General features: G+C 60.9%; 16 protein-coding genes. 9 read left to right on the top strand and 7 right to left on the bottom strand.

Features of this window, described 5'->3' with window-relative positions; genetic code table 11:
• Positions 1–7 precede the first annotated feature (7 nt).
• The gene (locus GA0061101_RS06910) at positions 8–1,012 is read right to left on the bottom strand and encodes an NAD-dependent epimerase (RefSeq protein ID WP_092573318.1); all 1,005 of its coding nucleotides are present in this window, start codon (positions 1,010–1,012) and stop codon (positions 8–10) included.
• A 14-nt stretch (positions 1,013–1,026) separates the two neighbouring features.
• Entirely contained in the window at positions 1,027–2,349 is a 1,323-nt protein-coding gene (locus GA0061101_RS06905; protein WP_047562387.1) for a UDP-glucose dehydrogenase family protein, read from the bottom strand.
• A gap of 318 nt (positions 2,350–2,667) precedes the next feature.
• Here GA0061101_RS06905 and GA0061101_RS06900 point away from each other — a divergent pair, with 318 nt between their 5' ends.
• The 5 genes from GA0061101_RS06900 to GA0061101_RS06880 all read left to right on the top strand — a co-directional run bounded on the left by GA0061101_RS06900 (position 2,668) and on the right by GA0061101_RS06880 (position 8,111).
• Positions 2,668–3,522 (top strand): GNAT family N-acetyltransferase, encoded by an 855-nt coding sequence (locus GA0061101_RS06900; RefSeq protein ID WP_037195445.1) that lies wholly within the window; start codon positions 2,668–2,670, stop codon positions 3,520–3,522.
• Between the two features lie 115 nt (positions 3,523–3,637).
• On the top strand, positions 3,638–4,033 hold the full coding sequence (locus GA0061101_RS06895; RefSeq protein WP_092573317.1) for a class I SAM-dependent methyltransferase: 396 nt from the start codon (positions 3,638–3,640) through the stop codon (positions 4,031–4,033).
• A gap of 55 nt (positions 4,034–4,088) precedes the next feature.
• Positions 4,089–4,250, top strand: a complete 162-nt coding sequence (locus GA0061101_RS39830) for a hypothetical protein (protein ID WP_208864995.1) — start codon at positions 4,089–4,091, stop codon at positions 4,248–4,250.
• 203 nt (positions 4,251–4,453) lie between these two features.
• The gene (locus tag GA0061101_RS06885; protein ID WP_037195250.1) at positions 4,454–5,749 is read left to right on the top strand and encodes an adenylosuccinate synthase; all 1,296 of its coding nucleotides are present in this window, start codon (positions 4,454–4,456) and stop codon (positions 5,747–5,749) included.
• Between the two features lie 61 nt (positions 5,750–5,810).
• On the top strand, positions 5,811–8,111 hold the full coding sequence (locus GA0061101_RS06880; RefSeq protein WP_092573315.1) for a hypothetical protein: 2,301 nt from the start codon (positions 5,811–5,813) through the stop codon (positions 8,109–8,111).
• Positions 8,112–8,196: 85 nt separating this feature from the next.
• Here the strand turns inward: GA0061101_RS06880 and rpoH are convergent, their stop codons facing one another.
• Both rpoH and GA0061101_RS06870 read right to left on the bottom strand, forming a co-directional pair.
• Entirely contained in the window at positions 8,197–9,105 is a 909-nt protein-coding gene (gene rpoH / locus GA0061101_RS06875; RefSeq protein ID WP_034503797.1) for an RNA polymerase sigma factor RpoH, read from the bottom strand.
• A 373-nt stretch (positions 9,106–9,478) separates the two neighbouring features.
• Entirely contained in the window at positions 9,479–10,504 is a 1,026-nt protein-coding gene (locus GA0061101_RS06870; protein WP_047638738.1) for an RluA family pseudouridine synthase, read from the bottom strand.
• A 50-nt stretch (positions 10,505–10,554) separates the two neighbouring features.
• On the opposite strand from GA0061101_RS06870, the gene GA0061101_RS06865 reads away from it, so the two are divergent.
• Together GA0061101_RS06865 and GA0061101_RS06860 are read left to right on the top strand one after the other, a co-directional pair.
• A complete protein-coding gene (locus GA0061101_RS06865) occupies positions 10,555–10,932 on the top strand; it encodes a hypothetical protein (protein WP_037195244.1) in 378 nt (125 codons plus the stop codon).
• Between the two features lie 10 nt (positions 10,933–10,942).
• Positions 10,943–11,773: a TrmH family RNA methyltransferase gene (locus GA0061101_RS06860; protein WP_047562400.1), complete on the top strand. Its 831-nt coding sequence runs from the start codon at positions 10,943–10,945 to the stop codon at positions 11,771–11,773.
• Between the two features lie 21 nt (positions 11,774–11,794).
• On the opposite strand, the gene GA0061101_RS06855 is transcribed toward GA0061101_RS06860, so the two are convergent.
• Complete coding sequence (locus tag GA0061101_RS06855; protein WP_047562401.1) at positions 11,795–12,988, bottom strand: coiled-coil domain-containing protein; 1,194 nt, start codon at positions 12,986–12,988, stop codon at positions 11,795–11,797.
• A gap of 182 nt (positions 12,989–13,170) precedes the next feature.
• A complete protein-coding gene (locus GA0061101_RS06850; protein ID WP_051963398.1) occupies positions 13,171–13,782 on the bottom strand; it encodes a DUF1134 domain-containing protein in 612 nt (203 codons plus the stop codon).
• A 277-nt stretch (positions 13,783–14,059) separates the two neighbouring features.
• On the opposite strand from GA0061101_RS06850, the gene chpT reads away from it, so the two are divergent.
• Together chpT and GA0061101_RS06840 are read left to right on the top strand one after the other, a co-directional pair.
• Entirely contained in the window at positions 14,060–14,707 is a 648-nt protein-coding gene (gene chpT / locus GA0061101_RS06845; protein ID WP_037195238.1) for a histidine phosphotransferase ChpT, read from the top strand.
• Between the two features lie 205 nt (positions 14,708–14,912).
• Positions 14,913–15,275 carry a response regulator gene (locus GA0061101_RS06840; RefSeq protein WP_034503804.1) on the top strand — a complete coding sequence of 121 codons (363 nt, stop codon included), beginning with the start codon at positions 14,913–14,915 and terminating at the stop codon, positions 15,273–15,275.
• 134 nt (positions 15,276–15,409) lie between these two features.
• On the opposite strand, the gene ctrA is transcribed toward GA0061101_RS06840, so the two are convergent.
• Positions 15,410–16,111: a response regulator transcription factor CtrA gene (gene ctrA, locus GA0061101_RS06835; protein ID WP_037195234.1), complete on the bottom strand. Its 702-nt coding sequence runs from the start codon at positions 16,109–16,111 to the stop codon at positions 15,410–15,412.
• Positions 16,112–16,325 lie beyond the last annotated feature (214 nt).

Raw genomic sequence — 16,325 nt, 5'->3', positions numbered from 1 at the left:
GTTTTCCTCAATAATTTTCCTGATACCACTCGACGAAGCGGCGCACGCCCTCGTCGACTTCGATCTGCGGCTTGAAGCCGGTCAACGCCACCAGCAAGTCCGGAACGGCATAGGTATTGTGCACGTCGCCGGGCTGCATCGGCAGCATCTGGCGGATCGCCTTCTTGCCGAGCATGGTCTCGATGGTCTCGACGAACGTCATCAACCCTACGGGCTGGCCGCCGCCGATATTGACGATGCGGAAGGGTGCGTTCTTCGAGAGCGTATCGGTGATCGTATCCGATACGACCCGGTTTTCTTCCGATGGAATGACGCCGATCAGCCTGATGATACCTTCGACGAGATCGTCGATATAGGTGAAATCGCGGCTCATCTTGCCTTCGCCGTAGATCTCGATCGGCCTGTCGTTCCTGATAGCGTCGACGAACTTGAACAGCGCCATGTCCGGGCGACCCCAGGGGCCGTAGACGGTGAAGAAACGGAAGGCGGTCGTGGGCACGTGAAAGAGATGGGCGTAGCTATGCGCCATCAGCTCCATGCTCTTCTTGGTCGCCGCGTAGATCGTCATCTGCTCGTCGGCCTTGTCGCTTTCGGCGAAGGGAATCTTCTCGTTGGCGCCGTAGACGGAGGAGGTGGAGGCGAGCAGCAGGTGTTTCGGCTGCAGGTTTCTCGCCAGTTCCAGGACGTTGAACGAGCCGGTGACGTTGGAATCGACGTAAGAGCGCGGATTTTCGAGGCTGTAGCGAACGCCGGCCTGGGCCGCGAGGTGGACGATGACGTCAGGTTCCGCCAGCTCTGCGGCGTGATCCAGCGCGGCCTTGTCTTCCAGCATGCCGGTGACGGCTTTGAAGCCGTTGGAGCGTGCCAGGATGGCCGTGCGCTTCTCCTTGAGCTTGACGTCGTAATAAGGCGTCATGCCGTCGAAACCGACGACGAAGTGGCCTTCGTCGAGCAGGCGCTTTGCAAGATGGAAGCCGATGAACCCGGCGGTTCCGGTGATGAGATAACGCATTGGTCGGCCTTTGCTTACAGTTCGGCGCCGTTCATCGGTCTGCCGATACTGGTATAGGCAAAGCCGTGTTTTGTGACCTCCTCATGGCGATAGATATTTCTGAGGTCGACAAGGACGGGCGATTTCATGATGGATTTGAGCCGCGCGAAATCCAGCGCGCGGAACTGGTTCCATTCGGTGACGATGACGAGCGCATCGGCGCCGCGCGCGGCGCCATAGGCGTCGTCGGCATAGGTGATGTTGTCGATCACCAGGCGGGCATTGTCCATGCCTTCGGGGTCGTAGCCCGTTACCGTGGCGCCGGCGTCCTGCAGCGTCTGGATGACAGAGATCGCCGGGCTGTCGCGCATGTCGTCGGTATTCGGCTTGAAGGTCAGGCCGAGGACGGCAATCGCCTTGCCCCTGATATCGCCGCCCATCGCGGCGATCACCTTGCGGCCCATGGCGCGCTTGCGATTATCGTTGATGGAGATGGTGGTTTCGATGAGGCGTACGGGTGTGTCGAAGTCCTGCGCTGTCTTGGCCAACGCCAACGTGTCCTTCGGGAAGCAGGAGCCGCCATAGCCAGGGCCGGCATGCAGGAATTTAGAGCCGATGCGGCCGTCAAGGCCGATGCCGCGCGACACTTCCTGCACATTGGCGCCGACCTTCTCGCAGAGATCTGCCATCTCGTTGATGAAGGTGATCTTCATGGCGAGGAAGGCGTTGGCGGCGTATTTGATCAGCTCCGAGGTGCGGCGGGCAGTGAAGAGCAGCGGCGCCTGGTTGAGGTAGAGCGGCCGGTAGACTTCCGTCATGACACCGCGGGCGCGGTCGTCGTTGAGGCCGATGACGATGCGATCCGGCCGCTTGAAGTCCTCGATAGCAGCGCCTTCACGCAGGAATTCGGGATTGGAGACCACGGCGACATCGGCCTGTGGATTGGTTTCGCGAATGATGCGCTCGACCTCGTCGCCGGTGCCGACCGGTACGGTCGACTTGGTGACGATGACGGTGAAACCGTCGACATGCTGCGCGATCTCACGGGCGGCGGCATAAACATAGGAAAGATCGGCATGGCCGTCGCCGCGCCTTGAAGGCGTGCCGACGGCGATGAAGACCACATCGCTGGCTGCGACGCTCGCCTCGACCTCTGTCGTGAAGGAGAGGCGGCCGGCGCGGACATTGTCCGCGACAAGCTGCTCAAGACCGGGTTCGAAGATCGGTATCTCGCCCCGCTGCAGTGCTTCGATCTTGCTCACGTCCTTGTCGACACAAATGACATCATGGCCGAAATCGGCGAAGCAAACGCCGGACACGAGCCCCACATACCCTGAGCCGATCATGGTGATGCGCATGAAATTTCAATCCTTTTGCTGGCGCCGGGTTCAGCGAGTGAACGCGATCCCGGCATTGGCGTTTGCCTGCGCTTATACACAGGATCGCCGGTGACGCCTATATGCGATGCTCTTACCCGGAAAGTTGCGACAGGAGTGTTACAAAGACCGGCTTGCGCGGTTACGGCGTTCGGGATGTTGCATTCCACGCGCGGCGAAAGCTTCCTGCGTTAAGCTTGTCGTCGTCTGTCGCTTGTGATTGGCATCGCGTTGCAGCATGATGAATCGGGCGCAATCGTTCGGCGGGGACGGTTCGAAACGGTGGTTCGGGACTATTGCATGAAATCGACTTTTGCCGTGCGTACAATGCGGGCTGGGGAATTGGAGCTCGCTCTGGAATGGGCTCGGCAGGAGGGATGGAATCCCGGCGTCGATGATGCTCCGGCCTTTTGGGAAGCGGATCCTTCCGGCTTTCTGGTCGGCGCGATTGGAGAGGTGCCTGTGGGATGCATCTCCGTCGTCCGCTATGGCGAGAGCTTTGCCTTTCTCGGCCTTTATATGCTTCATCCGGAGTTTCGCGGCCGAGGATATGGCAAGCAGCTCTGGAACAAGGGCATGGCGCTTGCCGGCGACCGTACCGTCGGGCTGGACGGCGTCGCCGCGCAACAGGAAAACTACAGCCGTTACGGTTTCAAAGCGGCCTATCGAACGCTGCGCTATGGCGGCATTCCCAAAGTGCTCGATGCAGGAGAGCAGGCTGCACAGGTAACGCCGGTCACGCATGGGAAGCTTCAGGGACTATTGGAATACGATGCCGCCATTTTCCCCGGCTTGCGCCATTCCTTCATCAAGGCGTGGTGCGGCTCTCCCGAGAGACGGAAATCCTTCATCGTCGGCGGCGGCAGCAGAGTTCGCGGCTATGGCACCATCCGGCGCTGTTTCGACGGCTACAAGATCGGTCCGCTGTTTGCCAACAAGCCGGAGGTCGCGGCTGCGTTGCTGGCGAGGATGGTGACCGAGGCCAAGGGTGCGCATATCTATATGGATGTGCCGGCTGATAATGCTCAGGCCATCCGGCTTGCAGAGGACTTCGGTCTGTCGCCCATCTTCGAGACGGCGCGCATGTATCGCGGTCAGGCGCCGGAAATACCGCTCGATCGTGTTTTCGGCGTGACCACGCTCGAACTCGGCTAGTTCAGCCCATTGTCGCGCCAGGCGTGTGCGCGATTTTTACCTTAACAAACGATTAACGGCCGGATCGAGGGCTTGACCAGCCTTGTGATGCTGCAGGTCCGGTGCGACCTGCTATATGGATCGCGTAGGTGCCGTGGGGAATTGGCAGACCTGGCGTAGTCCCTGGGCCTTGCGGGATTATCGTCGCAGCAGCGGCCATCTCAAAGAAGGCGAGCGTGTCGCTTTTGCGATCGCCGGCTCGCAAGCGGGCAGGGTGCGCATCCTCGATATCGGCGTTGGCGGCGGCCGTACAGCCGGGTCCTTCCGTCCGATCGCGAGCGATTATATCGGTATCGACTATACGCCGGAGATGGTCAAGCTTTGCCGCACCAATCATCCCGATCTCCGTTTCGAGCATATGGATGCCGGCTGGAATGGACACCCAATCCGGTACGGCTCGGCCTGCGCACCCTTCGCTAGTCGTGGGCCGCGTTTCCGGTACGTTGCGCCAGCGTCGTCTGAGGCCGCTTGAACAACGGGACGGCGAGCATGCCGTCCTGCTGCACGGCGCGCATGATTTCGGTGTCATGGTCTATGCGCCGACGCCGACGCAACTGCAGTCGCAACTGGCTGAAGCCGGCTTCGCCATGCCGGCATTGCTGCTTGACCTGGATGGAAAGGCGATCGGCGCGGTGGCGTCGGCCGAACACGAATATTTCCACGTTGTCGCGCACAAGCCCGGCATTTGACAGAGAATCGGTCTTGGCCGGGTAGGGCGATCTTCAAGCCTATCCGGCCAGCCGGCGGGGAAAATCGTGTTGGGCGCGCGGATTCGTCACGTAAAAAGCCGAATCTCCTGGGACAACAGGGTCGCTTTCCCAAAAACAAAGCTTTATAGATGCGCGGGTTTGAGCAAGGCGCGCCGCCGTGCGCAGGAAGCGGGAATGGAGAAATGACGAACGTAGTAGTGATCGGTTCGCAATGGGGCGATGAAGGCAAGGGCAAGATTGTCGACTGGCTTTCGGAACGCGCCGATGTGATTGTACGCTTTCAGGGCGGCCATAATGCCGGTCATACGCTTGTCGTCGATGGCGTCAGCTATAAGCTCGCGCTCCTGCCCTCCGGGCTGGTGCGCGGCAAGCTGAGCGTCATCGGAAACGGCGTTGTCGTCGATCCTCATCATTTCGTAGCCGAAGTCGATAGGCTGCGTGCCCAGGGTATTGCGGTTACGCCGGATGTCCTGCGCATCGCTGAAAACGCGCCGCTGATTCTGTCGCTGCACCGCGATCTCGACGCTTTGCGCGAAGATGCCGCTTCCAACAGCGGCACGAAGATCGGCACGACGCGCCGCGGCATCGGCCCGGCCTATGAAGACAAGGTCGGCCGCCGCGCCATCCGCGTCGTCGATCTGACCGAACCGGAAACGCTGCCCGCGAAGATCGACCGGCTTCTGACCCATCACAATGCCCTGCGCCGCGGCATGGGCCTCGACGAGATCTCCTTCGATGCCCTGCACAACGAGCTGACCTCGGTCGCGGAGCACATTCTTCCTTATATCGATCAGGTCTGGCGGCTGCTCGATGAGCAGCGCAAGGCGGGTGCCCGCATCCTATTCGAAGGCGCACAGGGTGCGTTGCTCGACAACGACCACGGCACCTATCCGTTCGTGACCTCGTCCAACACCGTGGCGGGGCAGGCGGCAGCCGGCTCCGGTCTCGGCCCGACGGCGCTCGGCTATGTGCTCGGTATCACCAAGGCCTATACGACGCGCGTCGGCGAGGGGCCGTTCCCCTGCGAGCTTCATGACGAAATCGGCAAGCACCTGTCGACCGTCGGCCGCGAAGTCGGTGTCAACACCGGTCGCCCGCGCCGCTGCGGCTGGTTCGATGCCGTGCTGGTGCGCCAGACGGTGAAGACCTCGGGTATTACCGGCATTGCGCTTACCAAGCTCGACGTGCTCGACGGTCTTGACGAGTTGAAGATCTGCATCGGCTACAAACTCGACGGCAAGGAAATCGACTATCTGCCGGCAAGCCAGGCCGCCCAGGCTCGTGTCGAGCCGATCTACATCACGCTCGAAGGCTGGAAGGAATCGACCGTAGGCGCCCGCAAATGGGCCGATTTGCCGGCGCAGGCGATCAAGTATGTCCGGCAGGTGGAAGAGCTGATCGGCGCGCCTGTGGCGATGCTTTCGACCAGCCCGGAGCGCGAGGACACTATACTTGTGACCGACCCCTTTGAGGGCTAGAGTTACGGATCAATGACGAATCCCGGCCCGGCTGCTTGCCGGGTATCATGAGAAAGTACTGATGGCGGATTTTGTAGCAGTCATTCGACGGGCCGTGGATGGCCTGACGGAAAACAATCCCGAGATGCGGGTCAAGGTTTACGATCGAGCTCGTGGTGCCGTTCAGCGGCAGCTCGAGAGCATGAAGCCGCGCCCGCCCGAGGAGATGCTGCGCCGCCAGCTGGACAAGCTCGAAGCTGCGATCGTCGAGGTTGAGGCCGAACATGCGGAAGCCTTGCCGGCGACCGATGAGCCAATCGCGGAAGCGCCTGCGGTTCACGAGGAGGTCGCGCCCGAGCCAGTTCAGGAGCATCATTCCGTTGCGGAACCTCATGTAGAAGAGCCCGAGCAGGCTGCCGCCGAGGTTCATGCCCATGAGGAGCCCGCTTATGAGGAGCCCGCTTACGAGGAGCCGGTTGCGGATGTCGAGCCCGACCGGACGCACGAGCACGAGCCTGTAGAAGAATGGAGCGAGCCGCAGCATGCCGCGGCGGAACATCACGCCGAGCTCCACGAAGAGCCGGCTCCCGAACCGGCTTATCATGACGAGCCGAAGGACTATGCTGAGGAAGCGCCGGAGGTTGTTACCGAACCCGCCCACGCCGCCCCGTCATTTCAAGCGAGCAGGGCACCGGTTGACGATGTCATAAGCCAGGTCGAAGAGATTTGGGCGGAGGTTGATGCACCTGCCCGCCGTAGCGCGCCGGAACCAGCGATTTCACAGCCTGACGAGCCCGTGATGCCTGCTGCTGTTTTTGCCGAGATGCCATTCGGCCACGCCGTCGAGCCGGCTGAAGCGGCGAAGGCACCTGCCGGCAACAAGGGCTTCGTATGGGACGCGGATGTTTTCGAGGAGCTTCAGCCGACGCCGGCGGCTCCCCAGCCGGTGCAGCCTGCCCGGCAGGTGCCGGACAACGCCTTTGAAGACGTCGACCTCTTTGCCGACGTGCATTCTTCGTCGAAGGGCGCGCTTGCGAACGAAGCCGCCGGCGATGGCTGGCGCGAGCTGAAGGAGCTCGCCGGTTTCGACAAACGGGGCGAAGACCAGCGAGGCAGCGGTTCTTCCGTTCCGCCCGATCTCGATCAGGCCATGTCGGCAAAGCTGCAGGGCAGAAGCTTCCGCATGGAGCCGAAGCGCCGGCGTTTCAATGCCACCAGCGTCGTTCTGACGCTCGTCGGCCTCGCCATCGTCGGTGGCGGCGGCTATGCCGCCTGGCTCAATCGCGATGCGCTCAACAACATGGTGACGAAACTCGTCAGTTCCGCACCGAAGAACACGTCCGCGGCACCTCCCGCTTCCGACGCGGCAAACAGCAACAGCAGTGCTGCGGCTTCCGCACAGCCATCGGCTGCGCCGGCTCAGACCCAGACCAACGCCGCCGCTGCTCAGCCACCTGCTGCCGGCAATACGGATGTCGCCGCATTGAACAACGACCCCAATACGGTCGCTACGAAATTCACGCAGCGTCTTCGGCCTGACGGTACGGAAGAGGATCAAGGGCCGGCTGCAAACGGCCAACCGGGCGTCGTTGAGGGCAAGTCCGTAGCCGAGCAGAATGTCGCTTCAGCAGCACCCGCTGCCGCAGCAGCGGCGCTGCCTGCTGGCAACGCGGTTGCCGCGCCTCAGACCCAGCCGCCCGCGACCGCCGCGGTTGCCCCGCCGGCTTCGACCGGTCAGCAGGCTCCCGCGGCCCAACCGCAACAGCAGACCCCAGCCAACCAGCCGCCGCCCGTTACGCAGCAGACGGCTCCGGTCACGGACGGGCAGAAAGTCTTTCTCTATGAGGAGCGCCTCGGTCAGACGTCTCCGGCTGCCTTCGAAGGCACCGTCACTTGGTCGGTACAGGAAGGCAAGGGCGCTGATGGCCGGCCGGAACCTTCGGTCCAGGGCCTCATCAACGTTCCGGAACGCGGCCTGACAGCCACGATCACCGTTTCCCGCAATGGCGACCCTTCGCTGCCCGCAAGCCATCTGATCGAGCTCGCTTTTCAGGTTCCGCCGAATTTCGAGGGTGGTGCGATCGACAACGTCCAGCGCATCGCCCTTAAGGCGACCGAGCAGGATCGTGGCGATGCGCTGATCGCGGTGCCGGCCAAGGTCACCGACGACGTCTACATGGTCGCGCTCAACGATTTCCCGGATGCGCGCAAGACCAATCTCGACCTTTTGAAGACCCGCAACTGGATCGACATTCCCGTCGTCTATCGCAACGGCCGCCGTGCCTTGCTGACGATGGAGAAGGGGCCGACCGGCACCGACGCTTTCAATAAGGCGATCGGGGAATGGCAGGCGCTCGGCGGTGTCGCCTCGAGCGGTCAGTAAGCTATTCTCAGTCGATTAATACGAAAAAGGCGGGCCGCGAGGCCCGCCTTTTTCATGTTGTGATGAAACGCTCAAACCGAAAGCGTCAAGCCGTTGCTTCCACGACCCGCAGGGCCTTGGCGCGCTCGAGCGCGTCCTTCTGTACCGCTTCCTGAACCTTTTCGAAGGCACGGACTTCGATCTGGCGGACGCGTTCGCGGCTGATATCGAACTCGGATGAAAGGTCCTCCAGCGTCACAGGATCATCGGCAAGGCGGCGAGCCTCGAAGATGCGGCGTTCGCGGTCGTTCAGCACGCCCATCGCGCGCGCCAGCATACGGCGGCGCGTATCAAGTTCGTCCTGCTCGATCAGTACGGCTTCCTGGCTCTCATGATCGTCCACCAGCCAATCTTGCCACTGGCCTGAATCGCCTTCGGAGGCCTTGATCGGCGCATTCAGCGAAGCGTCACCTGAAAGGCGGCGGTTCATCGAAATGACCTCCTCCTCCGAGACGTTCAACTTGGTGGCGATCTCGGAGACATGCTCCGGCTTCAGGTCACCTTCATCGATGGCCTGGATACGACCCTTCAGCCGGCGCAGGTTGAAGAACAGGCGCTTCTGGTTGGCGGTCGTGCCCATTTTCACCAACGACCAGGAGCGCAGGATATATTCCTGGATCGAAGCCTTGATCCACCACATGGCATAGGTTGCTAAACGGAAACCGCGCTCCGGATCGAACTTCTTCACGGCCTGCATCAGGCCGACATTGCCTTCCGATACGACTTCGCCGATCGGCAGGCCATAACCGCGATAGCCCATGGCGATCTTCGCCACGAGACGCAGATGGCTGGTGACGAGCTTGTGCGCGGCCTGACGGTCGGCATGTTCCGCATAGCGCTTGGCGAGCATGTACTCTTCCTGCGGTTCCAGCATGGGGAACTTGCGGATCTCGTCGAGATAGCGATTGAGGCCGGCTTCTCCGGCTGCGATGGACGGTAAGGTATTACGGGTCATGAATGCACCCTCCTAATTCGAGATTTGGTTCCTTCTGGGGGCGTATTGCGCGCCTTCTGCGAAGCGGACCAAGGCGTGCGGGTTACGAAAACCCCGCACTGAACCAATGTACAGATAAGTATGGCGAAACGGCGATTCAAGAACAGTGTCACGCAAGTGTTACCCCGACGTGACCGCTCGTCTCGCCGTGATACCGCCCTTGTGATTCTCCTCCCGAATGCTCCGGCACGATAAGTTTCAACCATATCGGCCTCCAAAAACGCGTCCGCGTTTCTGATAACCGAAGGTGCACCGGAGTTCGGCCCTCTGGGAGAGAGTATAGGCCGACAAGGGGCAGGCGTCCAGCCGGGCATTCATCTTGAGGAGTTGCCGCTCATGCGCGGAGCGCAGCTGCCAGGTCTTCCATATCGTCGGGCAGCGGCGCTTCGAAATGCATGATTTCGCCGGTTCGCGGATGTTCGAATTGCAGCATGTAGGCATGCAGGGCCTGGCGCGTGAAGCGATTGACGACTTCCTTTGCCGCCTCCGGCAGAAGATTGGCCTTGGTCTTGAAGCCGCCGCCATAGACGGCGTCGCCCAAGAGCGGATGGCCGATGTGCGCCATGTGCACGCGGATCTGATGGGTCCGGCCCGTCTCGAGATGGCAGTCGACCAATGAGGCGAGGGCGGTCGCATCCGGCGCCTCGTGGAAACGCTCCAGCACTTCGTAATGCGTGATGGCCTCGTCGGCGTCCTGAGAGCCCGGGCGCTTGACAGCGCGCCGTGTGCGGTCGTTGTTCGAACGTCCGAGAGGCGCATTGACGGTACCAATGAGCTGGCGGGGGCGTCCCCAGACGATCGCCTGATAGGCGCGTTCCAGCGATGTCGTCCTGCCGTGATCGGCAAATTGCAGGGAGAGGTGCCGATGGGCGACGTCGTTCTTGGCGACGACCATGACGCCGGTCGTGTCCTTGTCCAGCCGATGCACGATGCCCGGGCGGCGCACGCCGCCGATGCCGGAAAGGCTGTCGCCGCAATGATGGATCAGCGCGTTGACAAGCGTGCCGGTCCAATTGCCGGCGGCCGGATGGACGACGAGCCCGGCAGGCTTGGCGATGACGATGATGTCTTCATCCTCGTAGAGCACGTCGAGCGGAATATCCTCGCCCTGCGGCGTCGGGTCCTCGGGCTCGGGCAGGGTGATCTCGTAGACGTCGCCGGGGCGCACCTTGCGCTTGGCATCGGTCACCGGCTTGCCGTTCAGCAGCACTACGCCTTCTTTGATCAGAGCCTGGACGCGACTGCGGGAAAATTCCTTGCCGAGCTCCGCGGTCAGCCACGCATCGAGCCGGCCTTCGGCGCTTTCATCGGCGGTTAGGACTTTTCTATTGCCCGCGGCTTCTTTAAAGGGGTCGCTCAAACGTATTTCTCCGGCGCTCGAGGGCGCTCTCAATCAGCAAGGACGCATCGATGACAAATCTCGAGCCAGACGATCAAGAGGAAAAGCCCCTCGATCCGGCCCTGGAGAGTGTCCGACGCAAGATGATCCGCCTGCAGATCATCTCCGCGGCCGTCATGGTGGTGAGCCTTATGGCTGTCTTCGGCGCCGTTGTCTACAAGACGATGCGGCCGGCGGCAAAGCCGGCAGGCCAGGCTGCCTCCAACATTCCTTCGGATGCTCCCGTGGCCGTGACGGCTTTGCTGCCGGCGGGCTTCACCGTCCAGTCCACGGCTCTTTCGGCAAACCAGGTGCTGTTTTACGGCACGCTCGCCAGCGGCCAGCGGCAGGCTATCGTCTTCGACTACGGCATCGGCCGCATCGTGGCGACCATATCTCTGTCCAATTGACGGCCGCGCGATGACGAGCGATCGGCTCATCGAGATCACGAATCCTGACGATCCGCGCATCGCCGAGTTCCGTGATATCCGCGAGCGCGATCTGACGGGTCGCGAGAACCGCTTCATTGCCGAGGGTACGGTGGTGCTGCGGCTGCTTGCCGAGGCCCATGCGGCAGGCGGCGAGTTCATCGCCGAAAAGGTGCTGCTGCTGCAAAACCGCGTCGCCGGCCTGGCGGACATCATTGCTGGCCTCCCTCCCGAGGTTCCGGTCCATGTCGCGACATCAGAGGTGCTCGACGGCATCGTCGGCTTCCATCTGCATCGCGGTGTTCTGGCGCTTGGCCGGCGGAAGACGGAAAGCGAACTGAGTGCGTTTCTCGACCGCCTGCCGCAACAGGCGCTCGTGCTTGTCGGTTGCGGCATTTCCAACCACGACAATATGGGTTCCATGTTCCGCAACGCGGCGGTCTTCGGGGCCGATGCGGTGCTGCTCGACGAGAGCTGTTGCGACCCGCTCTATCGAAAGGCGCTCCGGGTTTCCGTCGGCTCCGTTCTGACCATGCCCTATTGCCGGCAGTCGAGCGACGTCCATCTGCTAGCGGCGCTCGCCGATCGCGGCTTTGCGATCTGGAGCCTGTCGCCGCGGGGGGAGGCCGATATTCGCGATGTTCCGCCATCGGACCGCATGGCCCTCGTCGTCGGCACGGAAGGGGATGGTCTGCCGCAGAACATCCTGTCCGCATTCGGCAGCGTGCGGATACCGCAGGCTCCGGGGCTCGACAGCCTCAATGTCGCGACGGCCAGCGGTATCGCGCTTTTCGAGATGGCGTCGAGGATCAAGCGCATCTGAGCGCCGTGCATGCTATTCGGACTAGGGATGCTTCGGCAGCATGGCAGCCACGCGATCGGCAAGGCTGATGCGCGCGCCCTGTTCGGCAGCGACCTTATCCTTCGGCAGAAGATCAAGGATGGGGGATGCGCTGCCTTCCTTGAGCGCGGTCAGCGCCACCATATTGGCGGCGATCGTCGCGATCTCCTCGCGCACGGCCTCCTCATGGGCCGGCGTGCGGGCCTTCAGCAGGCGGTCCGAAAGGGCTGCGGCCCGATTGCGGACCTCTTCCGTCATGTGCGCGATATCGTGTTCCACTGTGCGTTCCGGTTCAGCCGCGTTCGTCTGATTGTCGGCGGTATTCACGATCATGGACACTGCCGAGAGTTTTGGCGCTTTCGCCGGCTTCTTCGGAGGCGCTATGCCGGCGGCGCGCAACGCCTTGCTGGCTTCCCTCGATTCCTTGACGGCGGCTTCGAGCCGTTCCTTCAGGCGGACAACGTCCTGAACGTGCCGCTCGATTGCAGTCTCCTTGTCGGCGCTGCCGGCGATCTCGCGGGTGAGCCGTTCGTCCAGCCGCTTGTTCTTGTCGGTTTCCTGACGAAGCGACCGCTCCGCATCCGCGGCCCGTACGCTTGCGGCGTTCAGATCCCGATGCAATGTATCCCGTTCGTCCCGCAATGTATTGATGCGAAGCTTCAAACTCTCGATTTCGGTTTCCCTGGTTGCAAGGTCGATCTTGAGGTTGTCGGCATCGGCGGACATCTTCATCATCCGCTTGCGCAGATTATCGATATCGGCTTCCTTCTCCGCACTGGCCTGCTCCGCGACATGAATGCCTGACTTGAGCTGGCTGATGTAGCTCTCTTCACGCCGCAGGCGCGAGCGCAGCTCTCCGGCTTCCATCTCTAGGTCGTCGATGCGTGTCTGCAGTTCGCTGTTTCCGCCGGCAAGCCGGCTGGCTTCCTGTTGAAGCTTGCCATTGTGAATCTGCAGCGCGACGGTCTTGTCGCGCTCCTGCGTCAAGGCCTGCTCCGTCCTGGCATTTTCGGCGGCAAAGAGCGCGCGCGCCATGTCCTTCTGAGCCCGCACTTCCTGAGGGCTCAGCGGCATGGTCGCCTTCAGGCGCTTTTCGGTGAACCAGACGATGCGACGATGGATTGCTGGCGCGATGAGAAAGACCAGAAGAGAGGCCGTCAGAAAGCCCAATCCGAACAACAGAGCAAATTGAATCACGACGCGGCCAGTATCCTGGATTTATTTTCGATCTCGATGAAATGATTAATCATGAGCTGGGCATGCGGCAAGCGTTTAAAGCGGATATGGTTTATCGGCGTGGGCCGGATTTGCTGAAAGAAAAGGCCCGCGGTCTAGGCGGGCCAAGGTATCGGCTGCTTGGGAGACGATGTAGCCAATGCTCAGAAGGGATTCCAGGTCGCGTTGGGCGTGACCTTCAGGTAGCCAAGGTTGACGCCGAGGCGGGCACCAAGGCCGGTGCGGATCGGAACCAGCACGATATTGTTGTTCTTCAAGACAGTCATTCCGAAGCCGGCGACGACGAAGGCCTGGCCGCTGACGCCTCCGAAGCGGGTATAGACGCTGTCAATGTTCGGCAGATCATAGACCAGCATCATGACGCGGGTGCCTTGGCCGCCGTAGTCGAGGCCGAGCGAAGGACCTTGCCAATAAAGCGGATGCTCGCCGGCATTCTTGGTATTCAGCTGGCCTTCGCCGTAGGTCAGGCCGGCGAGGAAGGCACCCGAGCCTTCCTGGCCGAGAATGTAGCCGTTGGGCAGGCCATATTGCTGGAAGGCCCGCTCGATGACCTTGGCGAGGCCGCCGCTGGTGGAGCCGAAGAAGGAATGGCCGGCATCGACGATTTCCTGCGCCGAATATTGACTGTCGGGCGCGGCAGCGGCCTGACGGACCGGCAATGCGAAGCTCACGAATGCAACAATGGCCAGGATCAGACCGAGCCCGAGCGTCCTGGTGCCGGGGCTTGGCATTCTCTTCAGGAATTCATAGCGCATGAAAGTCATCCGTTCATCATGGTCGGTGCGATGGACGTGCCAAGCATGGCTCGCCCCCTCTTTCAGACCGTTCCGCCCGTCCATCGCAGTATGATTCGCGCGCGAAGACGTCTGATAGTGATGAATGCATTTTGCGTCGATGGTCTTAACAATCGGTTTACCAAATATGGTGTCTTTATGGCGTGCGGTACACCGGCTGCGACAATCCTCGAGCAACCTTACCGTGGCAACGTGGAATCTACTGCGTTTCGCCTTGTCAGCATTCAGGAGACAATGAATGTCGAAGAATCCGAATCTCACTCTGACCGGACCGGATCTGGCCGCGCTGCTGTGCAGCCGCGTTTGCCATGACGTGATCTCGCCGGTCGGGGCGATCAACAATGGCCTGGAGCTGCTCGACGAGGGTGGTGCCGATGCCGATGCGATGGATCTGATCCGCACCAGCGCGCTCAATGCCTCTGTCCGCTTGAAGTTCGCGCGCCTGGCTTTTGGCGCGTCCGGCTCGGTCGGCGCATCGATCGACACGGGTGAAGCCGAACGCGCCGCAAAGGATTTTGCCGCCGCGGAGAAGAAGACCGAGGTGAGCTGGGTCGGTCCCCGCGCCATCATCGCGAAGAACCGCGTGAAGTTGCTGCTCAACCTTTTCCTCGTCGCCTACAGCGCGATTCCGCGTGGTGGCAATATCGAGGTGATGCTGGAAAATCCCGAACTCGAGGCCAAGTTCACGATCACCGTCAAGGGGCGGCTGATGCGTGTGCCGCCGAAATTTGCGGAAATCTGCTCGGGCACGCTGGAAGAGGCAATCGACGCCCATTCGATCCAGCCCTATTACACGGTGCTTCTCGCCGACGAGAGCGGAATGGAGCTCTCCTACAATGCGACGCCGGAAGAGCTCACCTTCACCGCGCTCATACCGGCCGCGTAGACGGATTCTTGATAGCTGCATGTCTTGACCCGCGGCCGAATGGCGGTCGCGGGATTATCTTTTCGTGCATTCGATATTTTTGCAATCTTCCGGTTGTCCGCGCAATTGACAACATAGCGGTAACGAATCCTTAGCTTGCTGATCCTATCGTTCCAATTTGAAGTTGTCGTTCAGGTCTCGGCGACTGACGCTAAGGAGCGCACACATGCAGCGGTTCATGATAACGGATACATCGGATGTCGTACGCAAGGTCGGCAAGCGAATTCTATCCGAACTGGATTTCCTGGTGAGCGAGGCCGGTGATGCCCGTGAAGCCCTGATGCGTTGCGAGGCCGAGATCCCGGACTATTTGATTGTCGACGCCGGCATGGAAGGCGCGCTCGAGCTGATTGCCAGCATCCGTGCCATGCCGAACGGCAAGGACGTGAAGATCTACTATTGTGTCGTCGAAGCGGACCTGCGCAAGCTGATGGCTGGAAAGCGGGCTGGCGCTACGGACTTCCTGTTGAAACCCTTCGACCGCAAGATCTTGACGGCGATCTTCGGCAATCGCGCCATCGCCGCCTAGTTCCCGCTGAGGATTATCGAAATAATGACAGCCGTCCGTTCGGGGCGGCTTTTATTTTTTTCGGCACCGCCAACAAAAAATCCCGCCTCAAAGGCGGGATTTCGATGCACGGGCGGCAATGGCGGGGCGGCGGCTCAGGCGCTTTCGGCGAAATCGCTGGCGTCGGGCTCGCGCAGCACATAGCCGCGGCCCCAGACGGTTTCGATGTAGTTGGCGCCACCGGCGGCATTGGCGAGCTTCTTGCGCAGCTTGCAGATGAAGACGTCGATGATCTTCAGTTCAGGTTCGTCCATGCCACCATAAAGATGGTTCAGGAACATTTCCTTGGTGAGCGTCGTGCCCTTGCGAAGCGAGAGCAGCTCCAGCATCTGGTATTCCTTGCCGGTCAGATGCACGCGCTGGCCGCCGACTTCGACTGTTTTGGCGTCGAGATTGACGATGAGCTCGCCGGTCATGATCACCGACTGGGCATGGCCCTTGGAGCGGCGAACGATAGCGTGGATGCGTGCGACCAATTCATCCTTATGAAAGGGTTTGGTCATATAGTCGTCAGCACCGAAGCCGAGACCGCGAACCTTATCTTCGATGCCGGCCATGCCGGAGAGGATGAGGATCGGCGTCTTGACCTTCGAAAGGCGCAGCGTGCGCAGCACTTCGTAGCCGGACATATCGGGAAGGTTGAGATCGAGCAGAATGATGTCGTAGTCGTAAAGCTTTCCGAGATCGACGCCTTCCTCACCGAGATCGGTGGTATAGACGTTGAAACTTTCGGACTTGAGCATCAATTCGATGCTCTGCGCTGTCGCGCTGTCGTCTTCAATGAGTAGAACCCGCATAATTGTCCCCTTTACCGCCGCCGAAAGGTCGTCAGCCCCCTTACGCGATACCGATCAAATCACTGCTTGATTTGGAAGCTGCCATGGAATGGTTAACAAATTCTGATTCACTCTGGCAAGTCGTATCGAATTTATTAAATAATTTTTCCATTGCACTGTTTTCCAACGACAATCAGCAATATCCGTTTCTAAAGTATCGCATTAGGAACTCACG

Origin of the sequence: Martinezella lusitana (assembly GCF_900094565.1) — a bacterium.
Classification (GTDB): domain Bacteria; phylum Pseudomonadota; class Alphaproteobacteria; order Rhizobiales; family Rhizobiaceae; genus Rhizobium; species Rhizobium lusitanum.
This window is presented reverse-complemented; position numbering and strand designations above follow the sequence as displayed.